The sequence below is a fragment of the Aeromonas sp. s2 genome, assembly GCF_040907935.1.
GTDB lineage: Bacteria > Pseudomonadota > Gammaproteobacteria > Enterobacterales > Aeromonadaceae > Aeromonas > Aeromonas dhakensis.
In genome coordinates, this window is sequence record NZ_JBFOCR010000019.1 from 25,460 (window position 1) to 51,147 (window position 25,688).

The 25,688-nt window shown below is 61.4% G+C and carries 26 protein-coding genes and 1 other RNA gene; 20 read left to right on the forward strand and 7 right to left on the reverse strand.

What is annotated here, in order from left to right; translation table 11 throughout:
* Nucleotides 1-173: 173 nt before the first annotated feature.
* From degS to AB5Y81_RS15475, 3 genes are all read right to left on the reverse strand, one after another.
* Nucleotides 174-1,295: an outer membrane-stress sensor serine endopeptidase DegS gene (degS, locus tag AB5Y81_RS15465; protein ID WP_017788267.1), complete on the reverse strand. Its 1,122-nt coding sequence runs from the start codon at nt 1,293-1,295 to the stop codon at nt 174-176.
* A gap of 89 nt (nt 1,296-1,384) precedes the next feature.
* Nucleotides 1,385-2,746, reverse strand: coding sequence for a Do family serine endopeptidase (locus tag AB5Y81_RS15470; protein WP_005305907.1), 1,362 nt, complete (start codon nt 2,744-2,746; stop codon nt 1,385-1,387).
* Between the two features lie 81 nt (nt 2,747-2,827).
* On the reverse strand, nt 2,828-3,208 hold the full coding sequence (locus AB5Y81_RS15475; protein ID WP_005305902.1) for a YhcB family protein: 381 nt from the start codon (nt 3,206-3,208) through the stop codon (nt 2,828-2,830).
* A 140-nt stretch (nt 3,209-3,348) separates the two neighbouring features.
* Between AB5Y81_RS15475 and zapE the strand changes: the two genes are divergently transcribed.
* The 8 genes from zapE (at nt 3,349) to AB5Y81_RS15515 (ending at nt 9,523) form a co-directional block, all read left to right on the forward strand.
* Complete coding sequence (gene zapE, locus AB5Y81_RS15480; protein WP_017766407.1) at nt 3,349-4,443, forward strand: cell division protein ZapE; 1,095 nt, start codon at nt 3,349-3,351, stop codon at nt 4,441-4,443.
* Between the two features lie 266 nt (nt 4,444-4,709).
* Complete coding sequence (gene rplM / locus AB5Y81_RS15485) at nt 4,710-5,138, forward strand: 50S ribosomal protein L13 (RefSeq protein ID WP_005305895.1); 429 nt, start codon at nt 4,710-4,712, stop codon at nt 5,136-5,138.
* A 15-nt stretch (nt 5,139-5,153) separates the two neighbouring features.
* The gene (gene rpsI / locus AB5Y81_RS15490) at nt 5,154-5,546 is read left to right on the forward strand and encodes a 30S ribosomal protein S9 (protein WP_005305893.1); all 393 of its coding nucleotides are present in this window, start codon (nt 5,154-5,156) and stop codon (nt 5,544-5,546) included.
* A 296-nt stretch (nt 5,547-5,842) separates the two neighbouring features.
* Entirely contained in the window at nt 5,843-6,433 is a 591-nt protein-coding gene (petA, locus tag AB5Y81_RS15495; protein ID WP_005305890.1) for a ubiquinol-cytochrome c reductase iron-sulfur subunit, read from the forward strand.
* A gap of 2 nt (nt 6,434-6,435) precedes the next feature.
* Entirely contained in the window at nt 6,436-7,653 is a 1,218-nt protein-coding gene (locus tag AB5Y81_RS15500; protein WP_005305888.1) for a cytochrome bc complex cytochrome b subunit, read from the forward strand.
* A complete protein-coding gene (locus tag AB5Y81_RS15505; protein ID WP_010635938.1) occupies nt 7,650-8,384 on the forward strand; it encodes a cytochrome c1 in 735 nt (244 codons plus the stop codon). The genes AB5Y81_RS15500 and AB5Y81_RS15505 overlap by 4 nt, the downstream gene beginning before the upstream one ends.
* 87 nt (nt 8,385-8,471) lie before the next feature.
* Entirely contained in the window at nt 8,472-9,101 is a 630-nt protein-coding gene (sspA, locus tag AB5Y81_RS15510; RefSeq protein ID WP_279485210.1) for a stringent starvation protein SspA, read from the forward strand.
* Complete coding sequence (locus tag AB5Y81_RS15515) at nt 9,098-9,523, forward strand: ClpXP protease specificity-enhancing factor (RefSeq protein WP_279485211.1); 426 nt, start codon at nt 9,098-9,100, stop codon at nt 9,521-9,523. Before sspA ends, AB5Y81_RS15515 begins: the two co-directional genes overlap by 4 nt.
* Before the next feature lie 45 nt (nt 9,524-9,568).
* Here AB5Y81_RS15515 and dolP read toward each other — a convergent pair whose 3' ends face one another.
* From dolP to AB5Y81_RS15535, 4 genes are read right to left on the reverse strand one after another with little or no spacing between them, the layout of a single operon-like run.
* Entirely contained in the window at nt 9,569-10,147 is a 579-nt protein-coding gene (dolP, locus tag AB5Y81_RS15520; RefSeq protein WP_005305875.1) for a division/outer membrane stress-associated lipid-binding lipoprotein, read from the reverse strand.
* Nucleotides 10,148-10,151: 4 nt separating this feature from the next.
* Nucleotides 10,152-10,742, reverse strand: a complete 591-nt coding sequence (locus tag AB5Y81_RS15525; protein WP_005305871.1) for an SIS domain-containing protein — start codon at nt 10,740-10,742, stop codon at nt 10,152-10,154.
* Nucleotides 10,743-10,751: 9 nt separating this feature from the next.
* Nucleotides 10,752-11,123, reverse strand: coding sequence for a YraN family protein (locus AB5Y81_RS15530; RefSeq protein ID WP_026140996.1), 372 nt, complete (start codon nt 11,121-11,123; stop codon nt 10,752-10,754).
* Nucleotides 11,065-12,972: a penicillin-binding protein activator gene (locus tag AB5Y81_RS15535; protein WP_279485212.1), complete on the reverse strand. Its 1,908-nt coding sequence runs from the start codon at nt 12,970-12,972 to the stop codon at nt 11,065-11,067. Before AB5Y81_RS15535 ends, AB5Y81_RS15530 begins: the two co-directional genes overlap by 59 nt.
* A gap of 79 nt (nt 12,973-13,051) precedes the next feature.
* Here AB5Y81_RS15535 and rsmI point away from each other — a divergent pair, with 79 nt between their 5' ends.
* From rsmI to murG, 12 genes are all read left to right on the forward strand, one after another.
* On the forward strand, nt 13,052-13,885 hold the full coding sequence (gene rsmI, locus AB5Y81_RS15540; protein WP_244364932.1) for a 16S rRNA (cytidine(1402)-2'-O)-methyltransferase: 834 nt from the start codon (nt 13,052-13,054) through the stop codon (nt 13,883-13,885).
* Between the two features lie 62 nt (nt 13,886-13,947).
* Nucleotides 13,948-14,334: RNase P RNA component class A (gene rnpB, locus AB5Y81_RS15545), an RNA gene on the forward strand.
* Nucleotides 14,335-14,782: 448 nt separating this feature from the next.
* Nucleotides 14,783-15,241, forward strand: coding sequence for a division/cell wall cluster transcriptional repressor MraZ (gene mraZ, locus AB5Y81_RS15550; protein ID WP_005305730.1), 459 nt, complete (start codon nt 14,783-14,785; stop codon nt 15,239-15,241).
* Nucleotides 15,242-16,180 (forward strand): 16S rRNA (cytosine(1402)-N(4))-methyltransferase RsmH, encoded by a 939-nt coding sequence (rsmH, locus tag AB5Y81_RS15555; protein ID WP_279485213.1) that lies wholly within the window; start codon nt 15,242-15,244, stop codon nt 16,178-16,180.
* Between the two features lie 3 nt (nt 16,181-16,183).
* Nucleotides 16,184-16,498 (forward strand): cell division protein FtsL, encoded by a 315-nt coding sequence (gene ftsL / locus AB5Y81_RS15560; protein ID WP_005305726.1) that lies wholly within the window; start codon nt 16,184-16,186, stop codon nt 16,496-16,498.
* Nucleotides 16,495-18,249, forward strand: a complete 1,755-nt coding sequence (locus AB5Y81_RS15565) for a peptidoglycan glycosyltransferase FtsI (protein WP_005305719.1) — start codon at nt 16,495-16,497, stop codon at nt 18,247-18,249. The genes ftsL and AB5Y81_RS15565 overlap by 4 nt, the downstream gene beginning before the upstream one ends.
* Nucleotides 18,230-19,714 (forward strand): UDP-N-acetylmuramoyl-L-alanyl-D-glutamate--2,6-diaminopimelate ligase, encoded by a 1,485-nt coding sequence (gene murE / locus AB5Y81_RS15570; RefSeq protein WP_279485214.1) that lies wholly within the window; start codon nt 18,230-18,232, stop codon nt 19,712-19,714. Before AB5Y81_RS15565 ends, murE begins: the two co-directional genes overlap by 20 nt.
* Nucleotides 19,711-21,066 (forward strand): UDP-N-acetylmuramoyl-tripeptide--D-alanyl-D-alanine ligase, encoded by a 1,356-nt coding sequence (murF, locus tag AB5Y81_RS15575; RefSeq protein WP_279485215.1) that lies wholly within the window; start codon nt 19,711-19,713, stop codon nt 21,064-21,066. Before murE ends, murF begins: the two co-directional genes overlap by 4 nt.
* The gene (gene mraY, locus AB5Y81_RS15580) at nt 21,060-22,142 is read left to right on the forward strand and encodes a phospho-N-acetylmuramoyl-pentapeptide-transferase (RefSeq protein WP_005305710.1); all 1,083 of its coding nucleotides are present in this window, start codon (nt 21,060-21,062) and stop codon (nt 22,140-22,142) included. The genes murF and mraY overlap by 7 nt, the downstream gene beginning before the upstream one ends.
* 3 nt (nt 22,143-22,145) lie before the next feature.
* Nucleotides 22,146-23,429: a UDP-N-acetylmuramoyl-L-alanine--D-glutamate ligase gene (gene murD / locus AB5Y81_RS15585; protein ID WP_368146727.1), complete on the forward strand. Its 1,284-nt coding sequence runs from the start codon at nt 22,146-22,148 to the stop codon at nt 23,427-23,429.
* The gene (gene ftsW / locus AB5Y81_RS15590; protein WP_005305703.1) at nt 23,426-24,607 is read left to right on the forward strand and encodes a cell division protein FtsW; all 1,182 of its coding nucleotides are present in this window, start codon (nt 23,426-23,428) and stop codon (nt 24,605-24,607) included. The genes murD and ftsW overlap by 4 nt, the downstream gene beginning before the upstream one ends.
* Nucleotides 24,607-25,686, forward strand: a complete 1,080-nt coding sequence (gene murG / locus AB5Y81_RS15595) for an undecaprenyldiphospho-muramoylpentapeptide beta-N-acetylglucosaminyltransferase (RefSeq protein WP_279485216.1) — start codon at nt 24,607-24,609, stop codon at nt 25,684-25,686. The genes ftsW and murG overlap by 1 nt, the downstream gene beginning before the upstream one ends.
* Nucleotides 25,687-25,688: the final 2 nt, after the last annotated feature.

The following is a 25,688-nucleotide window of genomic DNA, read 5'->3' on the forward strand; positions in this document are numbered from 1 at the left end:
TTGCGGCATCAAGCGGAAAAGAGTGCTCATTGGCGCCTATTTTGTGTGATCAGGGGCGCACTTGGCGTTGGATGAGGGGCTGCTGGCCCTTGGCTGAAACTGTGAGTCGCCTCACGGCCGGGAGGGGAAAAGGGGGGTAGAAGGGGCGACTCGTCGCCCCGACCGTGGGGATGTCAGCTGGCGGTGGCCGCACTCGCGCTGGCCCGGTTCTGGTAGCGCAGATCCTCTTCGATGATGACCTCCACCTCGAGCGGTTTGCCATCGCGGATCACCGAGATGGTGAGTTTGGTGCCGGGCCGGCTCTCGACGATCTTGTCCATGGCGGCCCGCACGCCACTGATGGCCTCGCCGTTGATCTTGAGCAGCACGTCGCCCCGCTTCAGCCCGCCCTTGGTGGCCGGCCCGTTGGGATCCAGGCTCTCCACCACCAGACCGCGCAGGTCACCCAGATTCATCATGCGGGCGACGATGGGATTGATCTCGACGCTGGAGATGCCGAGGTAGCCGCGGATCACCCGGCCGTTGGCGATCAGCTCGTCCATGATGCGCTTGGCCAGCTTGTAGGGAATGGCGAAGCTGATGCCGTAGCTCTCCTGATTGCCGTTGAGGTGGTAGGCGGCGGTGTTGATGCCCACCAGATCGCCGCGGGCATTGACCAGGGCGCCCCCCGAGTTGCCCTCGTTGATGGCGGCGTCGGTCTGCAGCAGATCCTGCCGGCCGTTGCTGTCCGGCCCCATGCTGGAGAGGCCGATACGGCCGGTGGCGCTGATGATGCCCTGGGTGATGGTCTGGCCGACGTTGTAGGGGTTGCCGATGGCGAGCACCACGTCACCCACGTCGGGCAACCGCTCCGGATCCTGCGGGATCACCGGCAGGTTGTCCGATTCTATGTAGAGCACTGCCAGGTCGGTGAGCTGGTCGGTGCCGACCAGTTCGGCGCTGAACACCCGTCCGTCCTGCAGCGCGACTATGATCTGGTCCGCATCGGCGATGACGTGGTAGTTGGTCAGCACGTGGCCGCGCTGGTTCATGATGACGCCAGAGCCCAGCCCCTGGGGCCGGAGTTCGGTCTGGTTGCCCTGATTGCGGGCGAAGCTGCGTGTATAGATGTTGACGACGGCAGGGCCGGCGCGGTGCGCCGCGTAGGAGAAGCTCAGTTCACGGGCATTGGTGATGAGGCCGGGCAGTTGGGCCCCGCCCCGAAAATTGGGAAACAGCAGCAACAGTAGCGCCGCCACGGTGAGACCGAAGCCGACAGACTTGCCCAAGTAACTGACTATAGGGGGGATTTTCATGTCATTCTCATCCGTACATAGAGCGGGCAGAGAATAACACTATCGGTGGATAAAAATCACCCGCGGCAGGCGCCGCGGGTGAGAGGAGATTAACGAATTACCAGGTAGAGCGAAGAGTCGCCGCGCTGGATGTTGAGGGCCAGCACATCCGGCTTGTTCTTCAGTGCCTTGCTCAGCTCTTCCAGCGAGTTGATGCGCAGGCGGTTGACGCCGATGATGACGTCGCCCTTCTGCAGACCGGAGGCGGCGGCAGGGGAGCGCGGATCGATCTCGGAGACGGCCACGCCGCTCACCGGCTCGCTGGTGGTGCTCAGCTTGGCCCCTTCCAGTGCCGGGTGCAGCGCGCTGGCCAGGATTTCGCTGTCATCCGCCTTCTTCAGGGTGACCTTGACAGTCTGCTCCTTGCCATCGCGGATCAGGCCCAGTGCCACCTGCTTGTCGGCACCCATGGTGGCAATCTTGGCCCGCAGCTCGCCGAAGGAGCGGATGGCCTTGCCGTCGATGCTGACGATGATGTCGCCCGGCTTGATGCCGGCCTTGGCGGCGGCAGAGTCAGGCATCACCTGGTTGACGAAGGCACCGTCCTTCTTGTTGTAGCCGAAGGTCTTGGCCACTTCAGAGGTGAGCTCGGTCCCTATGATGCCCAGCTGGCCGCGACGGACTTCACCGTATTTCACGATCTGTTCGGACAGGTCGCGCACCATGTTGGACGGAATGGCGAAGCCGATGCCGATGTTGCCGCCGTTGGGGCCCAGGATGGCGGTGTTGATGCCGATCAGCTCGCCGCGCAGGTTGAGCAGGGCGCCACCCGAGTTGCCCGAGTTGATGGCCGCATCGGTCTGGATGAAGTTTTCCAGGTTCTCGATGTTGAGGCCGCTGCGGCCGAGCGCACTGACGATGCCGGAGGTGACGGTCTGGCCGAGACCGAACGGGTTGCCGATGGCCAGCGCATAGTCACCGACCCGTAGCTCGTCAGAGTCGGCGAATTTGATTTGAACCAGATCCTCGGCCTTGATTTGCAGCAGAGCGATGTCGGACTGCTTGTCTTCGCCGATCTTCTTGGCGGCGTATTCACGGCCATCCTTCAGGTTGACCTTGATCTCGTCCGCCTCGTGCACCACGTGGGCGTTGGTGATCACGTAGCCCTTCTTGGCGTCGATGATGACGCCGGAGCCGAGCGCCTGGAAGGGCTGCTCGCTCACCTGTTCGTCGGGCATGTTGGGGCCGAAGAAGAAACGGAACTGTTCCGGCAGACGCTGGCGGGTGATCTTCTTGCCGGAGACGGAAATGTTGACCACGGCAGGGGTGACTTGTTCGAGTACCGGCGCCAGGCTCGGCATCTCCTGATTGTTCGCCAAAAGGGAGGGCAGTGCAGCCTGCACGGGGGCCGCAGACATGGCGATACCGACACTGAGGGCTAACACACTGAGCACAGAAAGAGGTTTACGCATATGAAAAACAGCTCCCAGAAAAAGTTGCAATGCAATCGTGAAGGTCTGACCACGATACAGCGCAATTAGTTCCGCGGGGAACTAACTGGACTGCTTGAGCAGACCGGAGGCCCCTGCATAGTCACGGGGCGGTACACCCGGTTCTTCATTGGCCGGGACATCGCTGCTCTCGTCGAGCAGAGTTTCACGGAACAGCGGCTCCTGTGCTTTGGCCAGGAATTTGCTCTGCTCCGCCATATGGCGATAAAGGGTCTGGTACTGCTCGGCCAACTGCTCCATCAGGGCGGCACTGTCGGCGAAGTGGGTATTGATCTGACCCTGGTAGCTTTCCAGTTCCTTGTGAGCCTTCTTCAGTTCTTGTTCCAGACGGCCGGCATCCCGGCTGCGCACTGTGAAGCGACCGATGATGATACCGATAATCAAGGCGGCGACAGCCAGCAGGATCCCGTTTAACAGACTCATAGATGCTCCTTGTTACAGCTAAACCAATGTATGTTAATGCGGCCTGAACGGCCGCTACGCCTTGATGGCACTATACCGTGCACCCCGAGGGCGTGATACCATTTTGTCCTTCATTCAGGGACTTGAAGGCAATCGACAGGATGACCCCGCAGCAAAAATACCAGCAGGATTTGCAGCGCCCCGGCTTCGTGGCCGACCCCGCTCAGGCGATGGCAGTGGCCCGTCTGGAGCGACTCTATCAGGATTTGTGCCAAACCCCGACTCCGACCAGATCCCGCGGTCTGCTGGGCTGGCTGCAAAAGCCGAAGCCCCGTACGCCCATCCTGGGGCTATATATGTGGGGTGGCGTGGGCAGAGGCAAGACCTGGCTGATGGATACTTTTTTCGACAGCCTGCCCGGGGAGCGCAAACTGCGTATCCACTTCCACCGTTTCATGCACCGGGTGCACGATGAGCTCAAGGGACTGACCGGTCAGGCCGATCCGCTCAAACTGATCGCCCGCAAGCTGGCCGACGAGACCGACGTCATCTGCTTCGACGAATTTTTCGTCTCCGACATTACCGATGCCATGCTGCTGGGGACTCTGTTCCAGGAGCTGTTCGGCCATGGGGTCGTGCTGGTGGCGACCTCGAACATACCGCCGCAGGATTTGTATAGAAACGGCTTGCAACGTGCCCGTTTTCTACCGGCCATTGCCCTCATAGAGCGTCATTGCGAGATACTTAACGTGGATGGCGGTACCGATTATCGCCTGCGCACGCTGGAGCAGGCGGAGATATATCACTTCCCGCTAGATCGGCAGGCAAAATCCAATCTCGAGCTCTATTTTCAACAATTAACCGGGCTGCAACAGGCCCTGGCGGGCCAGGTCGAGATCAATCACCGTCAGCTGGCGTCGCTGGGGATGGGGGAAGGTGTGCTCTATATGGAGTTCGAGCAACTTTGCTGCACACCCCGTTCTCAGAGCGACTATATCGAGCTGGCGCGGCTGTTTCACACCGTCCTGCTGGCCAATGTGCAGCCCATGGGGGCTGGCACGGATGACGCGGCGCGCCGCTTCATCGCCATGGTGGACGAGTTCTATGAGCGGCACGTCAAGCTCATCATGTCGGCGGCGGTGCCCATGCAGGAACTCTATGGTCACGGGCTGCTGGATTTCGAATTCCAACGTTGTCTTTCACGGCTTCAGGAAATGCAATCGCACGAATACCTTGCCAGAGTGCACCTTCCTTAGTCACAATACCGCGCCTGCCAGTCGGATGGGCATCTGCGGCAGGTAGGGCCGGGCGACATTTGCTAGCTTCATGGCAGTGAAATTAGCAGGTGATATTTAAGGCAACTTCACTTATAATCGCCCGGCCCACGTTACAGCTGTCGATAAGACAGCAACACTTTAAGCTTTACTTGTATTCGAAGGGGTACAGGTAGGCCATCGTTTGTTGTTTGTGGGAGAGCCCCCATAAGCAATTGGGTCTGTAACAGGTAATTGGGTTTAACTTAATGAAAACTTTCGTTGCCAAGCCAGAAACCGTAAAACGTGACTGGTACATTGTGGACGCAGAAGGTAAAACTCTGGGTCGTATCGCAACCGAGATCGCTGCTCGTCTGCGTGGTAAGCACAAAGCTGAGTACACTCCGCACGTTGACACCGGTGATTACATCATCGTTGTAAACGCCGAGAAGGTACACGTAACCGGTAAGAAATCTACCGACAAAATGTACCACGCTCACTCCGGTTTCCCGGGTGGTATCAAGTCCATCAGCTTCGACAAGCTGATTCAGCGTAAACCGGAAATGGTAATCGAAGCTGCCGTCAAAGGCATGCTGCCGAAGGGTCCGCTGGGCCGTGCCATGTTCCGTAAACTGAAAGTTTACGCAGGCGCCGAGCACGCTCATGCTGCTCAGCAACCTCAAGTACTGGATATCTAATCGGGAACTGGCAACATGGCAGAAAATCAATACTACGGTACTGGCCGTCGCAAAAGCTCCACTGCTCGCGTATTCATCAAAGCGGGTAGCGGTAAAATCGTAATCAACCAGCGCTCCCTGGAGCAGTACTTCGGCCGTCCGACTGCCCGCATGGTAGTTCGTCAGCCGCTGGAACTGGTTGAGATGACCGAGAAACTGGATCTGTTCATCACCGTTAACGGTGGCGGCATCTCCGGTCAAGCTGGTGCGATCCGTCACGGTATCACTCGTGCTCTGATGCAGTACGATGAAACCCTGCGTTCCGAACTGCGTAAAGCTGGCTTTGTTACTCGTGATGCCCGTAAGGTTGAGCGTAAGAAAGTCGGTCTGCACAAAGCTCGTAAGCGTCCGCAGTACTCCAAGCGTTAATTCGCTTTTTGTACGCACTCTCGCGAGTGTCAAAAAAGCCTGGCCACGTGCCAGGCTTTTTTTTATTGGTAATATAACGAACCGCATTGCTAACACCACGTCACAAAAGACAAAAAATTGTGTATTTATTGTTTTTGACCTTCGCTTCTCTTTCTTGTCAAGTTGTTATCTTTTCTTTAAAATTCCCTCGGTTTTTCTGTGACAATTGTAACTCCGCTTCCGCCGCTGTTGTCACGGAAGAAAGGGGAACAGGGACACAATAAGAATGTGCGGAGTCCACATGGGAGAGTTTTTGGATGAGCAATGCGCCAGTTGATACCGGTCGCCGCAGATTTCTTACCTGGTCAACGGTCGCCGTTGGTGGGGTAGGAGCTGCTTTTACCGCAGTGCCGTTTATTAAGTCATGGAACCCGAGTGCCAAAGCCAAAGCGGCGGGTGCTCCGGTCGAAGTGGATATCAGTAAGTTGGAACCAGGCCAGCTCATCCGTGTTGAGTGGCGAGGCAAGCCGGTCTGGGTGGTGAAGCGCACCAAACAGACGCTGGATGCCCTGGCCGCGCATGACGACAAGCTGCGCGACCCGGCTTCTGACGAGCCCCAACAACCCGACTATGCCCACAATGGCTACAGATCCATCAAGCCGGAGATCTTCGTGGCCGTCGGTATCTGTACTCACCTGGGTTGCTCTCCCTCCTACTTGCCGGACAACTTCGGCGAACAGGTGCAGGGGGTGACTTCCGGTTTCTTCTGCCCGTGCCATGGCTCCAAGTTCGACATGGCTGGTCGAGTGTTCCAGGGGGTGCCTGCGCCCTTGAACCTGGTCATTCCGCCGTACCAATATCTTAGCGACACCACCATCCTGGTCGGTGCCGATGGCAAGGAGGCCTGACCATGTTTGCCAAACTGATGGGCTGGATTGACTATCGCTTTCCGCTCACCGCCATGTACAACGACCACATGGCCAAGTATCCGGCGCCCAAGAACCTGAACTTCTGGTACTTCTTCGGCTCGCTCGCCATGCTGGTGCTGGTCAACCAGATCATCACGGGCATCTGGCTGACCATGAACTACAACCCCTCCGCCGAAGGTGCCTTCGCCTCCGTCGAGTACATCATGCGGGATGTGGATTACGGCTGGCTGCTGCGCTACATGCACTCCACCGGCGCGTCCGCCTTCTTCATCGTGGTCTACCTGCACATGTTCCGCGGCATGATCTACGGTTCCTACCAGAAGCCGCGCGAGCTGCTGTGGATCTTCGGCATGCTGATCTTCCTCTGCCTGATGGCGGAAGCCTTCATGGGCTACCTGCTGCCGTGGGGCCAGATGTCCTTCTGGGGCGCACAGGTCATCATCTCGCTGTTCGGTGCCATTCCGGTCATCGGCGATGATCTGACCCTGTGGATCCGCGGTGACTACGTCATCTCCGGCGCTACCCTCAACCGCTTCTTCGCGCTGCACGTCATCGCCCTGCCGCTGGTGCTGGTGATGCTGGTTGCCATGCACATCCTGGCGCTGCACGAAGTGGGTTCGAACAACCCGGACGGCATCGACATCAAGAAGCACAAGGATGAGAACGGCTGGCCGCTGGATGCGGTGGCATTCCACCCCTATTTCACCGTCAAGGACATGATTGGCGTAGCCGGTTTCCTGTTCTTCTTCTGCGCCATCATCTTCTTCAAGCCGGACATGTGGGGTTACTTCCTCGAGAAGCCGAACTTTGAAGTGGCCAACGGCCTGAAGACCCCGGCTCACATCGCCCCCGTATGGTACTTCACCCCCTTCTACGCCATTCTGCGGGCGGTACCGGACAAGCTGCTGGGCGTCATCATGATGGGCCTCTCCATCGTGGTGCTGTTCCTGCTGCCCTGGCTGGATCGCTGCAAGGTGCGTTCGGTGCGTTATCGCAGCACCCTGCACAAGCTGAACATCGCCCAGTTCGTGGTTTGCTTCATCATTCTCGGGGTGCTCGGCGTACTGCCATCGACTCCGACTCTGACGCTGATCGCCCAGATCTGTACCCTGGGTTATTTCGGGTTCTTCGTCCTGTTGTTCTTCTACAGCAAGAATGAAAGCACCAAGCCGCTGCCGGAAAGGGTGACATTCAAATGAAAAAAATAATATTTGCAGTGCTGACCCTGCTGCCGTCACTGGTGTTTGCCAACACCGGGGCCGTGCATCTGGACAAGGCTCACTATGATCTGAACGACAAGGCGTCCCTGCAGCGTGGTGCTGCCACCTTCATGAACTACTGCTTTGGCTGTCACAGCACCCAATACCAGCGTTACAACCGGGTAGCGGCAGATATCGGCATCCCGGAAGACCTGATGGCGGCCAACCTGATCGTCAATGGCGCCAAGATCGGTGATCTGATGGAAAACTCGGTGCCGGACAAGGATGCCGCCAAGTGGTTTGGTGCACCTCCCCCCGATCTGACGCTGGTCGCCCGGGTGCGTGGTGCGGACTGGATCTACACCTACCTGCGTTCCTTTTACGTGGACGAGACCCGTCCATTCGGGGTGAACAACGCCGTGTTCCCGTCCGTGGGCATGCCTCACGTGCTGGAGCCGCTGCAGGGGACGCCCCGCGCCGAGTTTGCGACCCACCAGGTCGATGGCGTCGACGTTCAGCAGGTTGTCAGCATCAAATCTGACGGCAACGGTGAAATGAATAACGAAGAGTATGATCAGACGGTGCTGGATCTGGTAAACTTCTTGGTCTACTCGGCTGAACCGGTACAACAGGAGCGCGAACGCATGGGCTTCTGGGTGCTGGGTTTCATCGTGATCTTCTTCATCTTCACTGTGCTGTTGAAGAAGGAATTCTGGCGCGACGTTCACTAAGCGACCAGATCCGGGTAATATAATGCACGGCAATGAAGTCCAAGATGCTTCATTGCCGTTTCTGCTTTTTAATGACGGGAGGGTTCAATGGCTGTAGCTGCCAATAAGCGTTCGGTAATGACGCTGTTTTCCGGTGCCAACGACATGTTCAGCCATCAGGTGCGCATTGTCCTGGCGGAGAAGGGTGTTAGCGTAGATATTTGCCAGGTAGACCCTGCCAACCTGCCGGATGAGCTGGCCGAGCTGAACCCGTACAACACTGTACCGACCCTGGTTGATCGGGAACTGGCGCTCTACACCTCGCGCATCATCATGGAATATCTGGACGAGCGTTTCCCGCACCCGCCCCTGATGCCGGTATACCCGGTGGCGCGCGGCAACAGCCGTCTGATGATGCATCGCATCGAGCTGGACTGGTACTCCCTGGCCGACAAGATCATGGCGGGTACCGACGTGGATTCGGCGCGTGCCGAGCTGCGGGACAACCTGCTGGCCATCGCTCCCATCTTCGGTGAGATGCCCTATTTCATGAGCGAAGAGTTCGGTCTGGTCGACTGCTACATGGCCCCGCTGCTGTGGCGTCTGCCAAGCCTGGGCATCGACTTCACCGGTCGTGGTGCCAAAGAGCTGAAGGCCTACATGGTTCGTCTGTTCGAACGTGAATCCTTCCAGGCTTCCCTGACCGAAGCCGAGCGCGAGATCCGTGCCGGCGTATGAGCATGGAACCGACGATGACGCCCAGTCGCCCGTATCTGTTGCGGGCGTTCTTTGACTGGTTGCTGGACAATGACCTGACCCCTCACCTGGTGGTCAACGTCAACATCCCCCATGTGATGGTGCCGATGCAGTTTGTTCAGGATGGGCAGATTGTGCTGAACATCGCACCTCGTGCGGTTGGGCAGTTCCACATGGACAATGATGCCATCAGCTTCAGTGCCCGTTTTGGTGGAGTTTCCCAGCAGGTCTACATCCCGATGGCGGCCGTGTTGGCCATTCATGCCCGGGAAAACGGCGTGGGCACCATGTTCCCACCCGAGCCTGGCTATGATCTCTGGCTGGAGCAGGTCGAAGCACCGGTAGAGCCCGAGCCGGAACCGCCGCGCCCGAGCGGTCGTCCGACCCTGAAGGTCATCAAATAAAAAACGCAGCCAATTGGCTGCGTTTTTTTATGGCGATCAACAAGGTCAGTTCTGGGCAAACTCGAAGGCCTTGATCACGCGCTTCACACCGCTGACGTGGCGGGCTATCTCGACGGCCTGATCCCCCTCTTGGCGGGTGACCAGCCCAATCAGGAATACCTCGCCATTCTCGGTGACCACCTTGACCTTGGCGCTGTCGAAGTTCTTGGCGCCCAGCATGTCAGCCCGCACCTTGGAGGTGATCCAGGTGTCGTTGCTGCGTACCCCTATACTGACCGGCTGGCCGAGGCGCAGCTCGTTGTAGACGTGGCGCACCCCCTCGATACGGGCCACTATCTTGCCAGCCTCGAGCTTGTAAGCGTCAGAAGGTGTCTGACCGACCAGCAGTACCCGGCCGTTGTTGCTGTAGACGCTGATCTTGCTGGCCGCGCTCAGCGGCTTGTTGTCGGCCAGCAGATTGGCCGCTTTCAGTTCGATGGCCTGATCGTCCCATTGGGCGCCCAGGGTGCGGCGATCGCCGGAAGCCTTGGCAGTACCGGCGGCACCACCGACCACCACGGCCGCACAACCTTGCAGCAGCAGGGTGCCGGCCAGCAGGCCGAGCAGGAGCGTTTGCTTCTTCATGGTTTCAATCTTCCTGTTGCGGGAAAAGAGTCTGGTCGATGAGATCACACAGGCAGTGCAGGGTCAACAGGTTCACTTCCAGAATGCGGGGGCGACGGGCAGACGGCACCCGGATCTCCACATCGTTGGGACCGAGCAGACCGGCGATCTCACCGCCATCACCGCCCCCCAGCACCACTATGGTCATGTCGCGGGAGAGGGCGGCCTCGGCGGCCTTGATCAGGCTGCGGCTGTTACCCGTAGTGGTGATGACCACCAGGATGTCGCCGGGCTGACCGAGCGCACGGATCTGCTTGGCGTACACCTCTTCAAAGCCGTGGTCGGTGGCGATGGCACTGATGGTTGCCATGTCCGGGGTCAGCGCCATGCCGGGCAGGGAGGGGCGCTCGGTTTCGTAGCAGTTGACCAGCTCAGAGATGAACAGCTGGGCCAGTGCTGCGGAGGGACCATTGCCGCATGCCATCACCTTGTGGCCATTGAGCAGACAGATGGTCAGCATCTGGGCTGCAGTATGGATGGCATCCGGCAGCGCCTCGGCGGCGGCTATCTTGGTCTGGATGCTCTCGGTGTAGTTTTCTTTGATGCGGTCAGTCATGGGGTCCTCTTAAAATGCGTTCTGGATCCAGTCCGGCTGGTCGCCTTCGAACGCGATCACATCGAATCGGCAGGCCTGATTGGCCTCGTTGATGGCATGTTGCTTGAAATAGTGGCGTGCCGCCAGCACGATCTTATGCTGTTTGCGTCGGGTGACGGAGCTGGCGGCACCGCCGTGGCTGGCCTGGGCGCGATAGCGGACTTCAACAAACACCAGGGTCTCCCCCTGGCGCATGACGAGATCGATCTCGCCGCCCCGACAGCGATAGTTGCGGGTCACGGGTTGCAGGCCGCGGGCCTGCAACCAGCGCTCCGCTACCTGCTCAAAGTGTTGTCCCTTGCTCGTTGGTGACGGGAACAGGTTCTGTAACTGCCGGCGCATCCGTGCCAGAAGTACCTTCATGGGGGACTCCCTCGAGCTGGGGCATGGCGCTGTCACTGACCAGCTTGCCGTTCTGGTAGGTGGCCCAGTCCAGTACCCGCACTATGTTGCCGCCGGCATCCACACTCAGTTGACCGCTCATGCCGGGTTGCTGCATGGCGTTGACCTTGCGCATCTGCTGCAGGTTCTCCGCCAGGCTGACGGCGTCATAACCCAGTGCAAACAGACGCAGCAGGTCGCCCTGGGTCTGCGGCCAGAGCAGGGCGATCTGCTCGCGCTGCTTCTCGTAACCGCCAAGCAGCAGCGGCATGTCGGAGATGTGCATGCCGTTGAGCTCGGAAGCCACCTCGGTGGTGGCGCTGTCGTAGCTGCGCGAGCTGCTGTAGATCGGCAGGCTGCCCATCGGATTGACCGAGATGTCGACGTAGGGCTTGATCATCCGGGTCTCCAGGCTGTTGGCGACCACATAGACTACGTCGATGCTGCGCGGGGCGGCAGCGGAGAGCTGAACCACTTCGCCAGCCCGGGCGGTGGAGCGGCCGCTCAACGCATTCTTGACCATACCCTGGACTTCGTTGCGGGCACCGAAGGTGGCGACGACCGGTTTGTCCTGGCTTACGGTCGCCCAGGCCTGTTCAAACGCCTTGATGCTGCTGTAGCCGATCCGCCCCTGGGCGGCGATGAGCAGGGGTTTGCGATAACCCTGGCCATAGAGGTATTGGGCGGCCTGCGTTGCATCGGCGGCGGCTGAGAGGGAGAAGTAATAGGTGGTGTCGTTGACGATCGGCTTGTCCAGCTCGTTGAGCGCCAGTACCGGCACGGTCGGATTGGCCTTGAGCAGCTCCTCGACCCGGTCTTTGAGCAGCGGGCCGATGATCATGTTGGCCCCTTCCTGAATGGCCTGCTTGTAGAGATCCGCCGTCGACTTGGTCTGGGTATCGTAGAAGTTCAGGGTAAACTGGCTCTGATTTTCCTTGTAAGACATCAGCATGCCGTTGCGAATTGCCGCACCCTGCGGTTCCAGGTTGCCGGACAGCGGCAGGAAGACGGCGATCTGCTGCAGTGCATTGATGTTGCTGGTGGCAAGATCACCGAGTCCGGCCGGCATGTCTTTCTGGGCCGGGTGGTTCGGGAAGGCTTGTTTCCAGCCGGCCAGCTGGCGAGCCAGCTGATTGGGCTGGGCACCGAATTCATTTACCAGCGCCGCCAGCCGCAGCCAGCCGGTGGTGACATCGGGAGCCGGTGCCTCTTCCAGAGCCTGCAGGGTAGAAGGAGTCATGCTCTTGAGCAGGGACCAGATCTGCTGATGATTGGTGGCCAGCTCATTCTGGGCCAAGTAGGGCTCCAGCAGGATCAGCGACTTGGCGGCACCAAACTTGTTGTTGATGTCGAGCTGCAGCACCACGCGCTGGCGGTACCAGTCCTTCTGGGTATCAGCATCCAGCGCCACATCGGGCTTGCCTTCCAGCAGGATCAGCGCCTGGTTGGCGTTGCCCTGAGCGAGCAGCAGGTGAGCCTGCAGCAGCTGCAGCTGGGCCTTCTGCTCGGTGCTCTGGGCCTGCTTCTGCAATTGCTGGAACAGGGCCGCGGCCGGCTTGGCCTGACCGAGCGCCAGATAGCTGCGCGCCGCCATCACCTGCCAGGTGAAGGCTTCGGCCGGTTTGGCCGGGTCCACTTGGGCCAGATACCACTGGGCATTCTTGGTAAGATCCGAGAAGGCCGACGGCATGCCGGACTGGCCGGCGGGTTGATTGGGCTCCGACGCACAGGCGGCGAGCAGGACTGCCGCGAGTAGGATGCCGAAGAGTCGTGATACACTTAGCTGCTTTATAACCCGGTTCAAGTTCATTCCCCGACCAGTGTTGAAATTCTCCATAGTGTAAACGGGCCAATATGGCGACACAATTGTCGGGACACTCGGAGCTCCCATGAGTGACATCCCAACCCTGTATATAGTCCCCACTCCGATCGGCAATCTGGCCGATATCACCCAGCGAGCACTGGATGTGCTGCGCAGCGTCGATCTGGTGGCCGCCGAGGATACCCGCCATACCGGCATCCTGCTCAGCCACTACCAGATCTCGGTACCGACCTTTGCGCTGCATGATCACAACGAACAGCAGAAAGCCGACGTGCTGATCGGCCGTATCAAGGAGGGCAAGAGCGTGGCTCTGGTCTCCGACGCGGGCACGCCGCTCATCAGCGACCCCGGTTATCACCTGGTCACTCGTTGTCGCGAAGCCGGGGTCAAGGTAGTACCGCTGCCCGGCCCCTGCGCCGCCATCACGGCGCTCTCCGCCGCCGGGTTGCCCACCGACCGTTTCGCCTTCGAGGGTTTTCTGCCGGCCAAAGCCAAGGGACGCGATGATCGCCTGCAGGCCGTGATTGAGGACACCCGCTCGCTGGTGTTCTACGAATCCCCGCGCCGGGTGCAGGAGACGGTGGAGGCGATCGCCCACATTCTGGGTGAACGCCAGGTGGTGGTCTGCCGCGAGCTGACCAAGACCTTCGAGTCGATCCATGGTCTGCCTGCCTCCGAGATGCTGACCTGGCTTGGCGAAGATGAAAACCGCTGCCGCGGCGAGATCGTGCTGGTGGTGGCGGGGGCGAGCAAGGACGAAGAGGCCTTGCCGGCTGAGGCGATCCGCACCCTGGGGCTGCTGGTGGCCGAGCTGCCGCTGAAAAAAGCGGCGGCGCTGACCGCCGAGATCCATGGCGTGAAGAAGAATGCCCTCTACAAGTACGGCCTCGAGCACTATTAATTGCCGTAAACGAGAATTGCCGGTTTACCCCGCCGGCATCACGAGGCTATAATCCGCGCCTCGGAGTTGGCTGGGCAATCGCTGCTTCGTCGTTGTGTCCCTCGGGACAGACGGGCGGAGGGGAGGAAAGTCCGGGCTTCACAGGGCAGGGTGCCAGGTAACGCCTGGGGGGCGCGAGCCTACGACCAGTGCAACAGAGAGCAGACCGCCGATGGCCCGCAAGGGATCAGGTAAGGGTGAAAGGGTGCGGTAAGAGCGCACCGCGCGACTGGCAACAGTTCGTGGCACGGTAAACTCCACCCGAAGCAAGACCAAATAGGCCCCTATTGGCGCGGCCCGCGTTGGGGGCGGGTAGGTTGCTTGAGCCAGCGAGCGATTGCTGGCCTAGAGGAATGATTGCTACCCGGGGCAACCCGGTACAGAACCCGGCTTACAGGCCGACTCCGACCTCTTTCCTGAAGAGCCTTGCGATTTATCGCAAGGCTCTTTTTATTAACCGTAAAATACTGTCTCGGTTGACTCGGAATATTTACTATCGGGCTGGCCATTTTTAACAAATGTGATTTATATCAATCTGTTATGTAGTTTTTGTCCATGATGTCAGTATTGTGATGGTGCTGGAGAAACGTGACCTTCATGGCTGATGTTTATTCGCGCAACTCGTCAGTTTTTTAATTGCTGAAAATTAATCGAATTGCGGCCAACACAAATAACTTGTGGAAAATCAACTCATTTAATCCTCGCTGCGAAAATGCTGCGTCAATATGTTCCCCATGCCCGAGATCCTCGCTTGAAAAGCCCTCAGCACGTCCTTAAACTTCAAGGTGGGGAAAAGTGGATCAAAGTGGTTTTTATCGGGCGGTTTGCCCCCTTTAACTCATTTTCAGGGACTGCAATTTGTTGCGTGGTGCGCATGCCATCAGCCTGGACAGCAAGGGGCGATTGGCGATTCCGACCAAGTACCGTGATTGGCTGCGCGACGAGAGCGAGGGCCAGCTGGTCTGCACCATCGATATTGCCCACCCCTGTCTGCTGCTTTACCCCCTGAACGAATGGGAAGAGATCGAGCGCAAGCTCAAGACCCTCTCCAGCATGAATCCCCTTGAGCGCCGCCTGCAGCGGCTGTTGCTCGGGCATGCGACCGAATGCGAGCTGGACGGCAATGGCCGTCTGCTGCTCAGCCAGCCACTGCGTAGCCACGCGGGGCTGGACAAGAAAATCATGCTGGTGGGCCAGCTCAACAAATTTGAGCTGTGGGATGAAGCCCGCTGGCAACAACAGGTCAATGACGACATTCAGGGCCTGCCCGAGGATGACTGGGCAAGCTCGCCACGACTACAGGATTTCTCTTTATAAATGACCCAAGCCGCTGAACACATCACAGTGCTGCTGCACGAAGCCGTCGAAGGGCTGGCCATCAAGCCGGACGGCATCTACGTCGACGGTACGTTTGGCCGGGGCGGTCACTCGCGCCTTATCCTGCAGCAGCTGGGCCCCAATGGCCGTCTGATCGCCATCGATCGGGATCCCCAGGCCATCGCCGAAGCGGCCAAGCTCCAGGATCCGCGTTTCGAGATCGTGCACGGCCCCTTCTCCGGCATCACCACCTACCTGAGTGAGCGCGGCCTGCTGGGCAAGGTCGACGGCTTCCTGCTGGATCTGGGGGTTTCTTCCCCCCAGCTGGACGATGCCGAGCGCGGTTTCAGCTTCATGAAGGACGGCCCGCTCGACATGCGGATGGATCCCACTTCCGGTCAGAGCGCCGCCGAATGGCTGGCCAGGGCTGACGTGGACGACATCGCCTGGGTACTGAAGACCTTTGGCGAGGAGCGCTTTGCCAAGAAGATTGCCCGCGCCATCGTGCATGACCGGGTCACCGAGCCCTATGTCCGCACCCGCCAGCTGGCGGAGATGATCGCCCGGGTCAATCCGAGCAAGGAGAAGGGCAAGCACGCTGCCACCCGCAGCTTCCAGGCCATCCGCATCTATATCAACAGCGAACTGGACGAGATCGAGACCGCACTCAACGGGGCCCTGGAAGTGCTGGCCCCCCACGGCCGCCTCTCCGTCATCAGCTTCCACTCGCTGGAAGATCGGCTGGTGAAGCACTTCATCCGCAAGCACGAGAAAGGCCCGGAAGTGCCGCACGGCATTCCGCTGACCGAGGCCCAGCTGGCCGGCGGTCGCAAACTGAAATCGGTCGGCAAGGCGCTCAAGCCTTCCGAGCATGAAGTCAACGAAAACAGCCGGTCACGCAGCTCGGTGCTGCGGGTGGCCCAGCGGCTGGCGGAGTAAGCCATGAGCGAGGTGCGTGTTCATCTGGCCAGGGAGATCCTCGGCGATCTTTGGCGGCACAAGCTGCAGGTGGTGCTGGCCATCGCCGTGCTGATCACCGCCTTTGCGGTGATCCTGGTGACCAACATGACTCGCGGCCTCACCGCCAAGCAGAATGACCTGATGGCGGAGGAGGACAGGCTCAACATCGAGTGGCGCCACCTGCTGCTGGAGCAGGGCACGCTGGCAGAGCATTCCCGGGTCGCGAGTCTGGCCATGGACAAGTTGCAGATGGCTCGCCCACTGGTGACCACCGAGAAGGTAATTACACAACCATGAAACGCAAGGCATCAGCCAAGGCCCAACCCAAGGTCAAAGCCCCGTCACTCTATCCGTGGCGCTTTCGCACGCTGGTGTTTTTCATCGGCATTGCGTTTGCCGGCTTGATCCTGCGGCTGGCCTGGATCCAGGTGATCGACCCGGACAGGCTGCGCCAGGAGGGGGACATGCGCTCGCTGCGTACTACTTCCACCCAGGCGGTGCGTGGCATGATCACCGATCGCAACGGCGAACAGCTGGCGGTGTCGGTACCGGTCGAGGCGGTGTGGGCCGATCCCAAGACGGTGCATGAATCCGGTGCCATCCACAACGAACGCGCCTGGATGGCGCTCTCCGCCGTGCTCAAGCTCGACATCAACACCCTCAAGCACCGTATCTCCAACCCGAGCAAGCGCTTCGTCTACCTGCAGCGGCAGGTGACGCCGGCGGTGTCCGAGTACATCAAGGGGCTCAAGCTGGGCGGCATCTACCTGCGTCCGGAGTCGCGCCGTTTCTATCCGACCGGCGAGATCAGCGCCCATCTGGTAGGGGTGACCAACATCGATGGGCATGGCATCGAGGGGATCGAGCGCAGCTATGACGAATGGCTGACCGCGACCCCGGGCGAGATGCGGGTGCGCAAGGACCGGCAGGGTCGGGTCATCGAGCGGCTCGGGCTGGTGAAAGAGGGCAAGAACGCCAACGATCTGCAGCTGAGCATCGATCAGCGGGTACAGGCGCTGGCCTACCGGGCACTCAAGCGGGCCACCGACGAGAACAAGGCGACCTCCGGCTCCATGGTGATGCTGGACGTGAAGACCGGCGAGGTGCTCGCCATGGTCAACACCCCCTCCTACAACCCCAACAATCGCGGTCAGTACCAGAGTTTCCGGGTGCGCAACCGGGTGGTGACCGACACCTATGAACCGGGTTCGACCGTCAAACCCCTGATCCTGCTGAGTGCCCTGCAGGCCGGCGTCACCAGCTGGAAGGACACCATCCAGGGCGGCCCCCTGTTCATCGGGGCCAAGCAGATCCGCGACGTGAGTATTCACAAGGCGACCAACCTGTACGACATCCTGCGCTACTCCTCCAACATCGGCATGTCGCGTATTGCACTGCGGATGCCGGCCCAGGAGATGATCAACACCCTCAGCATGGTGGGCTTCGGGATGGATACCGGCAGCGGCCTGATGGGCGAGAGCAGCGGCATGCTGCCCCAGCGCCGGCGCTGGTCCGATATCGAACGGGCCACTCTGTCGTTCGGCTATGGCCTGCGGGTGACCCCGCTGCAGCTGGCCTCCGCCTATGCCACCCTGGCCAACAAGGGCAAGCGGGTGCCCATCTCCATCGTCAAGGTGAGCGAGCCGCCCAAGGGTGAGCAGGTCATCGACCACAACAACGCCACCGCCATGCTGCAGGCGCTGGAGTATGTGGTCGACAATGCCATTCCGAAAGCCAAGATCCCGGGCTACCGGGTCGGTGGCAAGAGTGGTACCGCCAAGGTCGCCGTGGCCGGCGGCTACGGCAAGGATTACATGGCCTGGTTCGCCGGCTTCGCCCCGGCCAGCAACCCGCGCTTCGTCATGGTGGTGGTGATCAACGAGCCCAAGGGCGATGCCTACTACGGTGGCGCCGTGGCGACCCCGCCGTTTGCCGAAGCCATGGGCGGGGTGCTGCAACTCTTCAATATTCGTCCCGACGCGGTGCCGCCAGCGGTACCCACCAAACTTGCCCGTACGGAGGCTTCCAATGTTGTCCCGCGCACTTGATCAGCTGATGCGCCCCTTTGGCATTACTGCCCCGGCGCTCGCACTCACCGACATCCAGCTGGACAGTCGGCGCGTCGGGCCCGGTTGTCTCTTCGTGGCGATTCGCGGGCATCAGGTGGATGGCAGACGGTTTATCGAACAGGCGGTGGCTCAGGGAGCGACCGCCGTACTGTTTGAAGAGGACGGGGAATTCGTGGCACCAACGCTGGCCGTGCCCTGCATCGGCGTGCCCAACCTGCCGGCCCGCCTCTCCGAGCTGGCCAGCTATTTCTACGACCAGCCGGCCAGCAAGCTGGCGCTGGTGGGCATCACTGGCACCAATGGCAAGAGCACCACGGCACTGCTGGTCGCCAACTGGCGCACCCTGCTGGGGGGCAAGGCCGGGGTGATGGGCACGATCGGCAACGGCCTGTTCGGCGATCTCATCGAAGCTGAAAACACCACCGGCAGCGCGCTGCAGGTACAAGCCAATCTGGCCGCCCTGCAGGCGCAGGGGGCGGATCTGGTGGCGATGGAGGTTTCCAGCCACGGTCTGGTGCAGCATCGCGTGGCTGCCCTGCCGTTTGCCGCTGCCGTGTTCACCAACCTGAGCCGGGATCACCTGGACTATCACGGCACCATGGAGGCTTATGGCGCCGCCAAGGAAGAGCTGCTGAAACTGGTGGCAGAACCTTGCGCCGTGCTCAATGCCGATGACCGCCTGGGTCGCCAGTGGCTGGCCGCTTATCCGGCCGCGGTGGCATTCAGCGTGCACGGCCCGGTGGCCAATCACCCGGGGCGACAGCTGACGGCGCAAGACCCCCATTTCCACCAGCAAGGTTTTCGCACGCAGATTAACTCCAGTTGGGGGAATGGTGTATTATCCGCCCCCTTGCTCGGGCGCTTCAACGTCAGCAATGTGCTGGCCGCGATGGGCGCCATGCTGGTGCTCGGCTATGACTTCGACGAGTTGCTGGCCAGCGCACCGCAACTGCAGCCGGTGACCGGTCGCATGGAGTGTTTCGGTGGCGGCAAGGCGCCGCTCGCCGTGGTCGACTATGCCCACACGCCGGATGCGCTGGAGAAGGCGCTGCAGGCCCTGCGGGTGCACTGTGAAGGACGGCTCTGGTGCCTGGTGGGATGTGGCGGCGACAGGGATCGCGGCAAGCGCCCCATGATGGCCGCCATGGCCGAGCTGCATGCGGATCGTGTGATCCTGACCGACGACAACCCCCGTACCGAGGAGCCGGCCCGGATCATGGCCGACATGGTGGCGGGTCTTCGCGATCCTGGCGCCGTGCAGATCGAGCACGACAGGGTCAAGGCGATCCATCTGGCACTGAGTCAGGCGAGCAAACAGGACATCATCCTGGTGGCCGGTAAAGGCCACGAGGATTATCAGATCATTGGAACCGACAAGCGGCACTACAGCGACCGGGAAACCGTCGCGGCCGCCTTGCACACATTATTGGAGTCATTCGCATGATGACCCTCAGGCTTGCCGAGCTGGCGCAGGTACTCGATGCCCGTCTGATTGGTGAAGACGAAGCGATCACGGCTGTCAGCACCGACACCCGTACCCTGGGTACCGGCGCGCTGTTCGTGGCGCTGCGCGGCGAGCGCTTCGATGCCCACGATTTCTGCGACCAGGCCGTGGCCGCCGGCGCCTCCGCCCTGCTGGTGGAGCGTGAACTGCCGCTGGCGATCCCCCAGCTGGTGGTGGCCGATACCCTCAAGGGGCTGGGTCGCCTCGGTCGGCTGGTGCGCGAGCGCATCAACCCGAAAGTACTGGCCATCACCGGCAGCTGCGGCAAGACCACGGTGAAGGAGATGGCGACTGCCATTCTGCGCCAGGAAGGGGAAGTGCTGGCCACAGCCGGCAACTTCAACAACGAGGTGGGGGTACCGCTCACCCTGCTGCGCCTCGAGCCGCAACACCGGTTCGCGGTGATGGAGCTGGGGGCCAACCACCCGGGCGAGATCGCCTGGACCACCTCGCTGGCCAAACCCGATGCCGCCATCATCAACAACGTGGCGGCCGCCCATCTGGAGGGCTTCGGCTCGCTGGAAGGGGTGTTCCACGCCAAGAGCGAGATTTTTGAGGGCCTGGGTGAAGGTGGCACAGCCATCGTCAACGCCGACAACGAGTTCTGGCCGAAGTGGCAGGCGCGCGGGATCCACTGCGCCTTCTCCATCGAGGATCAGCGTCAGCCGTTCCACGCCAGAAACGTTGTGATCAATCAGCAGGGTTGTGCTGAGTTCGTCATGGTGACCCCGCAGGGTGAGGTGAGCCTGACCCTGGCCATTCCGGGCCGCCACAATGTGGCGAACGCCCTGGCCGCCGCCGCCGGCACGCTGGCGCTCGGCGCCTCGCTCGCCTCGGTCAAGGCCGGGCTCGAGCAGATGGCGCCGGTCAAGGGCCGCTTCTGCGTCCAGCGCTGGGGTGGCCTCACCCTGGTGGACGACACCTACAACGCCAGCGTGGAGTCCGTGCTGGCGGGCATCGATGCCCTGACCGCCATGAGCGGCTACAAGGTGCTGGTGTTCGGTGACATGAAGGAGCTGGGTGAGGAGTCCGCCGAGCAGCACGCCCGGGTCGGACGCCATGCCAGCGAGCGCGGCCTCGATGCCGTGCTGACGGTAGGGGAACAGAGTCGCCACACCGCAGATGCCGCGGCTGGCCGACATTTCGATAACAAGGCGTCGTTGTTTGAAGTGCTTGCGCAAATGATAAAAACACATCAAGAAATTTCGATTCTGGTCAAAGGTGCCCGCGGCTCCCGCATGGAAGATATCGTCGAGATGGTCAAAGACCGTCAGGAGTCGGCCACATGCTAGTCTGGCTGGCGGAACTGCTCACCCCGCACTTCACCTTCTTCAACGTCTTCTCCTACCTGACGTTTCGCGCCATCCTGTCGATCATCACTGGCCTGGTGGTGGCGCTCTGGATGGGGCCGCGCCTCATCCGCCGCTTGCAGATCCTCAAATTCGGCCAGGTGATCCGCAATGACGGCCCCGAGTCACACCTGAGCAAGAAAGGCACCCCGACCATGGGCGGCCTGATGATCATCGCCGCCATCTTCATCTCTGTGCTGCTCTGGTGCCGTCTCGACAACCCGTATGTGTGGCTGGTGCTGTTCGTGCTGGGTGCCTACGGTGCCATCGGCTTCGCCGATGACTACCTCAAGGTGGTGCGCAAGAACACCGACGGCCTGATCGCCCGCTGGAAGTACTTCTGGCAATCCGCCGTTGCGCTGGGGGTGGCTGTGTTCCTCTACGCCACCGCCACTCACGACGGTCAGACCCAGCTGGTAGTGCCCTTCCTCAAGGACGTGATGCCGCAGCTCGGCCTGATGTTCATCGTACTGACCTATTTCGTCATCGTCGGCACCTCCAACGCGGTCAACCTGACCGACGGCCTCGACGGTCTGGCCATCATGCCGACCGTGATGGTGGCGGGGGGCTTCGCCTTCATCGCCTGGGCGACCGGCAACGTCAATTTTGCCAGCTACCTGCACATTCCCTACGTGCCCTATACCTCCGAGCTGGTTATTGTCTGTACCGCCATCGTCGGCGCCGGTCTGGGGTTCCTCTGGTTCAACACCTATCCGGCCCAGGTCTTCATGGGGGACGTGGGCTCCCTGGCGCTGGGCGGCGCGCTCGGCACCATCGCCGTGCTGGTACGTCAGGAGTTCCTGCTGGTGATCATGGGCGGGGTCTTCGTGATGGAGACCGTCTCGGTGATCCTGCAGGTGGGGTCCTACAAGCTGCGCGGCGTGCGCATCTTCCGCATGGCGCCGATCCATCACCACTATGAGAAGAAGGGCTGGCCGGAGCCGCGCGTCATCGTGCGCTTCTGGATCATCACCCTCATGCTGGTGCTGCTCGGCCTTGCCACCCTGAAGGTGAGGTAAGCCATGGTCATCATCATCGGACTCGGCAAAACCGGACTCTCCTGCGTCGACTACTTCCTCGGCCGTGGCGTCACGCCGCTGGTGATGGACACCCGCGCCAACCCGCCCGGCAAGGATCAGCTGCCACCCGAGGTGGAGCTCATTCACGGGCTGGATGGCGAGCTGCTCAAGCAGGCACACATGATAGTGGCGAGCCCGGGCATAGCGCTGGCCACCCCCGAACTGAAAGCCGCCGCCGAGTGCGGGGTGCAGATCGTCGGTGACATCGAACTGTTCGTGCGCGACACCGAAGTGCCGGTCATCGCCATCACCGGCTCCAACGGCAAGAGCACTGTCACTACCCTGGTGGGCGAGATGATCGCCGAAGCCGGCCTCAAGGTCGGGGTGGGTGGCAACATAGGCACGCCGGCGCTTGAGCTGCTCAAGCAGCCGATGGATCTCTGCGTGCTGGAGCTCTCCAGCTTCCAGCTGGAGACCACCCACAGCCTGCGCGCCGCCGCTTCCGTGGTATTGAACCTCAGTGAAGATCATATGGATCGCTATCAGGGCATGGCCGACTACCGCGCCGCCAAGATGGAGATCCATCAGCACTCCCAGCACATTCTGGTCAATCGTGACGATGCCCAGACCCTGCCCGATGTGGGTCAGGTGTGGCAGAGCTTCGGCCTCGACTGCAACGGTTATGGCCGCTGCGAGCTGGAGGGGGGTCAGTGGCTGACCCTGCACGGCGAGCCGTTGCTGGCGGTGGACGAGATGAAGATCGTCGGTGCCCACAACCAGGCCAACGCCCTGGCCGCCATGGCTCTGTGCGATGCGGTGGGCATTCCGCGTGAGCCCCAGCTCGCCGTGCTGCGCCGCTTCGAGGGGTTGCCGCACCGCGCCCGCTTCGTGCGCGAGGTGAACGGGGTGCGCTGGATCAACGACTCCAAGGCCACCAACGTGGGAGCGACCCTGGCCGCCGTGGCCGGGGTGCGTGAATCGGTGAAAGGCCGTCTGCTGCTGCTGGCCGGCGGCCAGGGCAAGGGTCAGGATTTCGGCCCGGTGCAAGCCCTGCTCGGCAGCCAGATCGATCACATGTACTGCTTCGGCCAGGATGCCGAGGTGCTGCTGGCACTGGGTGAGCAGACCGAGCGGGTTGCCGATCTCGACGCCGCGGTCGTCAAGGCGGCTGCCGATGCCATGCCCGGCGACTGGGTGCTGCTGGCGCCCGCCTGCGCCAGCCTGGACCAGTTCAAGTCTTTCGAAGCGCGCGGTGATCGTTTCACCGAGCTGGTACAAAAGTTATGAACGCCCTTCGTGCGGTAGCGGGTTTCCTGCAGCGCTGGCTGTTGCCGGCGCGCCCTGCCGGTCTCTATGACCGGCAGCTGGTGGTGCTGGCGCTGGCGCTGATGGCGGTGGGTCTGGTGATAGTTGCGTCCGCCTCCATCCCGGAGGGGATCGCCATCAACAACGATCCCTTCATGTTCGTGAAGCGCCATGGCCTGTTCTTGCTGATGGCGCTCGGGGTCTCCTGGTTCGTACTGCAGGTGCCCATGGCCCGCTGGCAGCACTACAACGGCCCCATGCTGCTGCTGGCCATCGTCATGCTGGTGCTGGTGCTGCTGGTGGGGCGCAGCGTCAACGGCTCGGTGCGCTGGTTGCCGCTCGGCCCCTTCAACCTGCAGCCTGCCGAGTTTGGCAAGCTGGCACTGTTTGTCTATCTGGCCGGCTACCTGGTACGCCGCCAGAGCGAGGTGCGCGAGCGCTTCATCGGCTTCATGAAGCCGATGGCGGTGCTGTTTGTGGTGGCCATCCTGCTGCTGGCACAGCCTGACCTGGGTTCTGTGGTGGTGATGTTCGTGACGTCGCTGGGCATGCTGTTCCTGGCCGGCGCCCGCCTGGTGCAGTTCATCGGCCTCATCCTGGTGGGGGTGAGCGCGGTAGTGACCCTGATCATCGCCGAGCCCTACCGGATGCGGCGGGTCACCTCCTTCCTCGACCCCTGGGCCGATCCGTTCGGCAGCGGCTACCAGCTGACCCAGTCGCTCATGGCGTTCGGTCGTGGCAGCTGGTTTGGCGAGGGGCTCGGCAACTCCATCCAGAAGATGGAGTACCTGCCGGAAGCCCACACCGACTTCGTGTTTGCGATCCTGGGTGAAGAGCTGGGGTATGTGGGCGTGCTGGGCGCGCTCTTCCTCATCTTCGCGCTCTCGGTCAAGGCGCTCAAGCTGGGCCACCAGGCACTGGTGGCGGAGCGGCTGTATGAAGGCTATCTGGCCATCGGCATCGGCATCTGGTTCAGCTTCCAGACCTTCGTCAACGTCGGCGCCGCCAGTGGCATGATGCCGACCAAGGGTCTGACCCTGCCGCTGGTCAGTTATGGTGGTTCGAGCCTCATCATCATGATGGTGGCGGTGAGCATGTTGATTCGTATCGATTTCGAGTTGCGTCAGGCCAGTGCCCAGGCGCGCGTGCGGGAGGTTTAGTGAGCAAGACGCTGTTGGTGATGGCAGGCGGTACCGGAGGCCACGTGTTCCCCGGTCTGGCCGTGGCCGATCGCCTCAAGGCCCAGGGCTGGACCATTCACTGGCTCGGCACCGCCGACCGGATGGAGGCGGAGCTGGTGCCTGCCCATGGTTATCCCATCTCCTTCATTGATATCCAGGGGGTGCGTGGCAATGGCATCAAGCGGCTGCTGGCGGCCCCCTATCGCATCGTCAAATCCGTGCTGCAGGCGCGCCGGGTGCTCAAGACCATTCGCCCCGACGTGGTGCTCGGCATGGGCGGCTTTGCCTCCGGTCCGGGTGGCGTGGCCGCCTGGCTGTCCGGCATCCCGTTGCTGCTCCATGAGCAGAATGCTGCGGCCGGCATGACCAACAAGCTGCTTGCTCGCCTCGCCAAGCGGGTGCTGATGGCCTTCCCGGGCGCCTTTGCGCCGAGTCGTCGCACCGCCGTGGTGGGCAACCCGGTGCGTCCCGAGGTGGTGGCTCTGCCGGATCCGCAACTGCGCAGCAGTGCAGAGCCGCTGCGGCTGCTGATCGTCGGTGGCAGCCTGGGGGCCCGGGTGCTCAACGAGCAGGTGCCGCCGGCAGTGGCGGCGGCCGGGGTACCCATCGAGGTGCGTCACCAGTGCGGCAAGGGCAATCGTGATGCAGTGGCCGAGGCCTACGCCAAGCAGGGCGTGGTGGCCGAGGTGAGTGAATTTATCAAGGACATGGCCGGTGCCTATGCCTGGGCAGACCTGGTGGTGTGCCGGGCCGGGGCGCTGACCGTCTCCGAAGTCGCCGCCGCCGGGGTTGCCGCCATCTTTGTGCCGCTGCCCCACGCGGTGGATGATCACCAGACCCGCAATGCCCTGACTCTGGTCGACGGCGGTGCGGCTGAATTCCTGCCCCAATCCGAGCTGACCACGGCCTCGCTGGCCGCGCGTCTCTCCTGGCTTGCCGGGCGCAGGGAAACCCTATTGAACATGGCCCAGGCCGCCCGTCGCGTCGCCATCATCGATGCCGCCGAGCGGGTCGCCGATGAGTGCAAACGCCTGGCGACCGGGCAGAGCGAGAGATGATT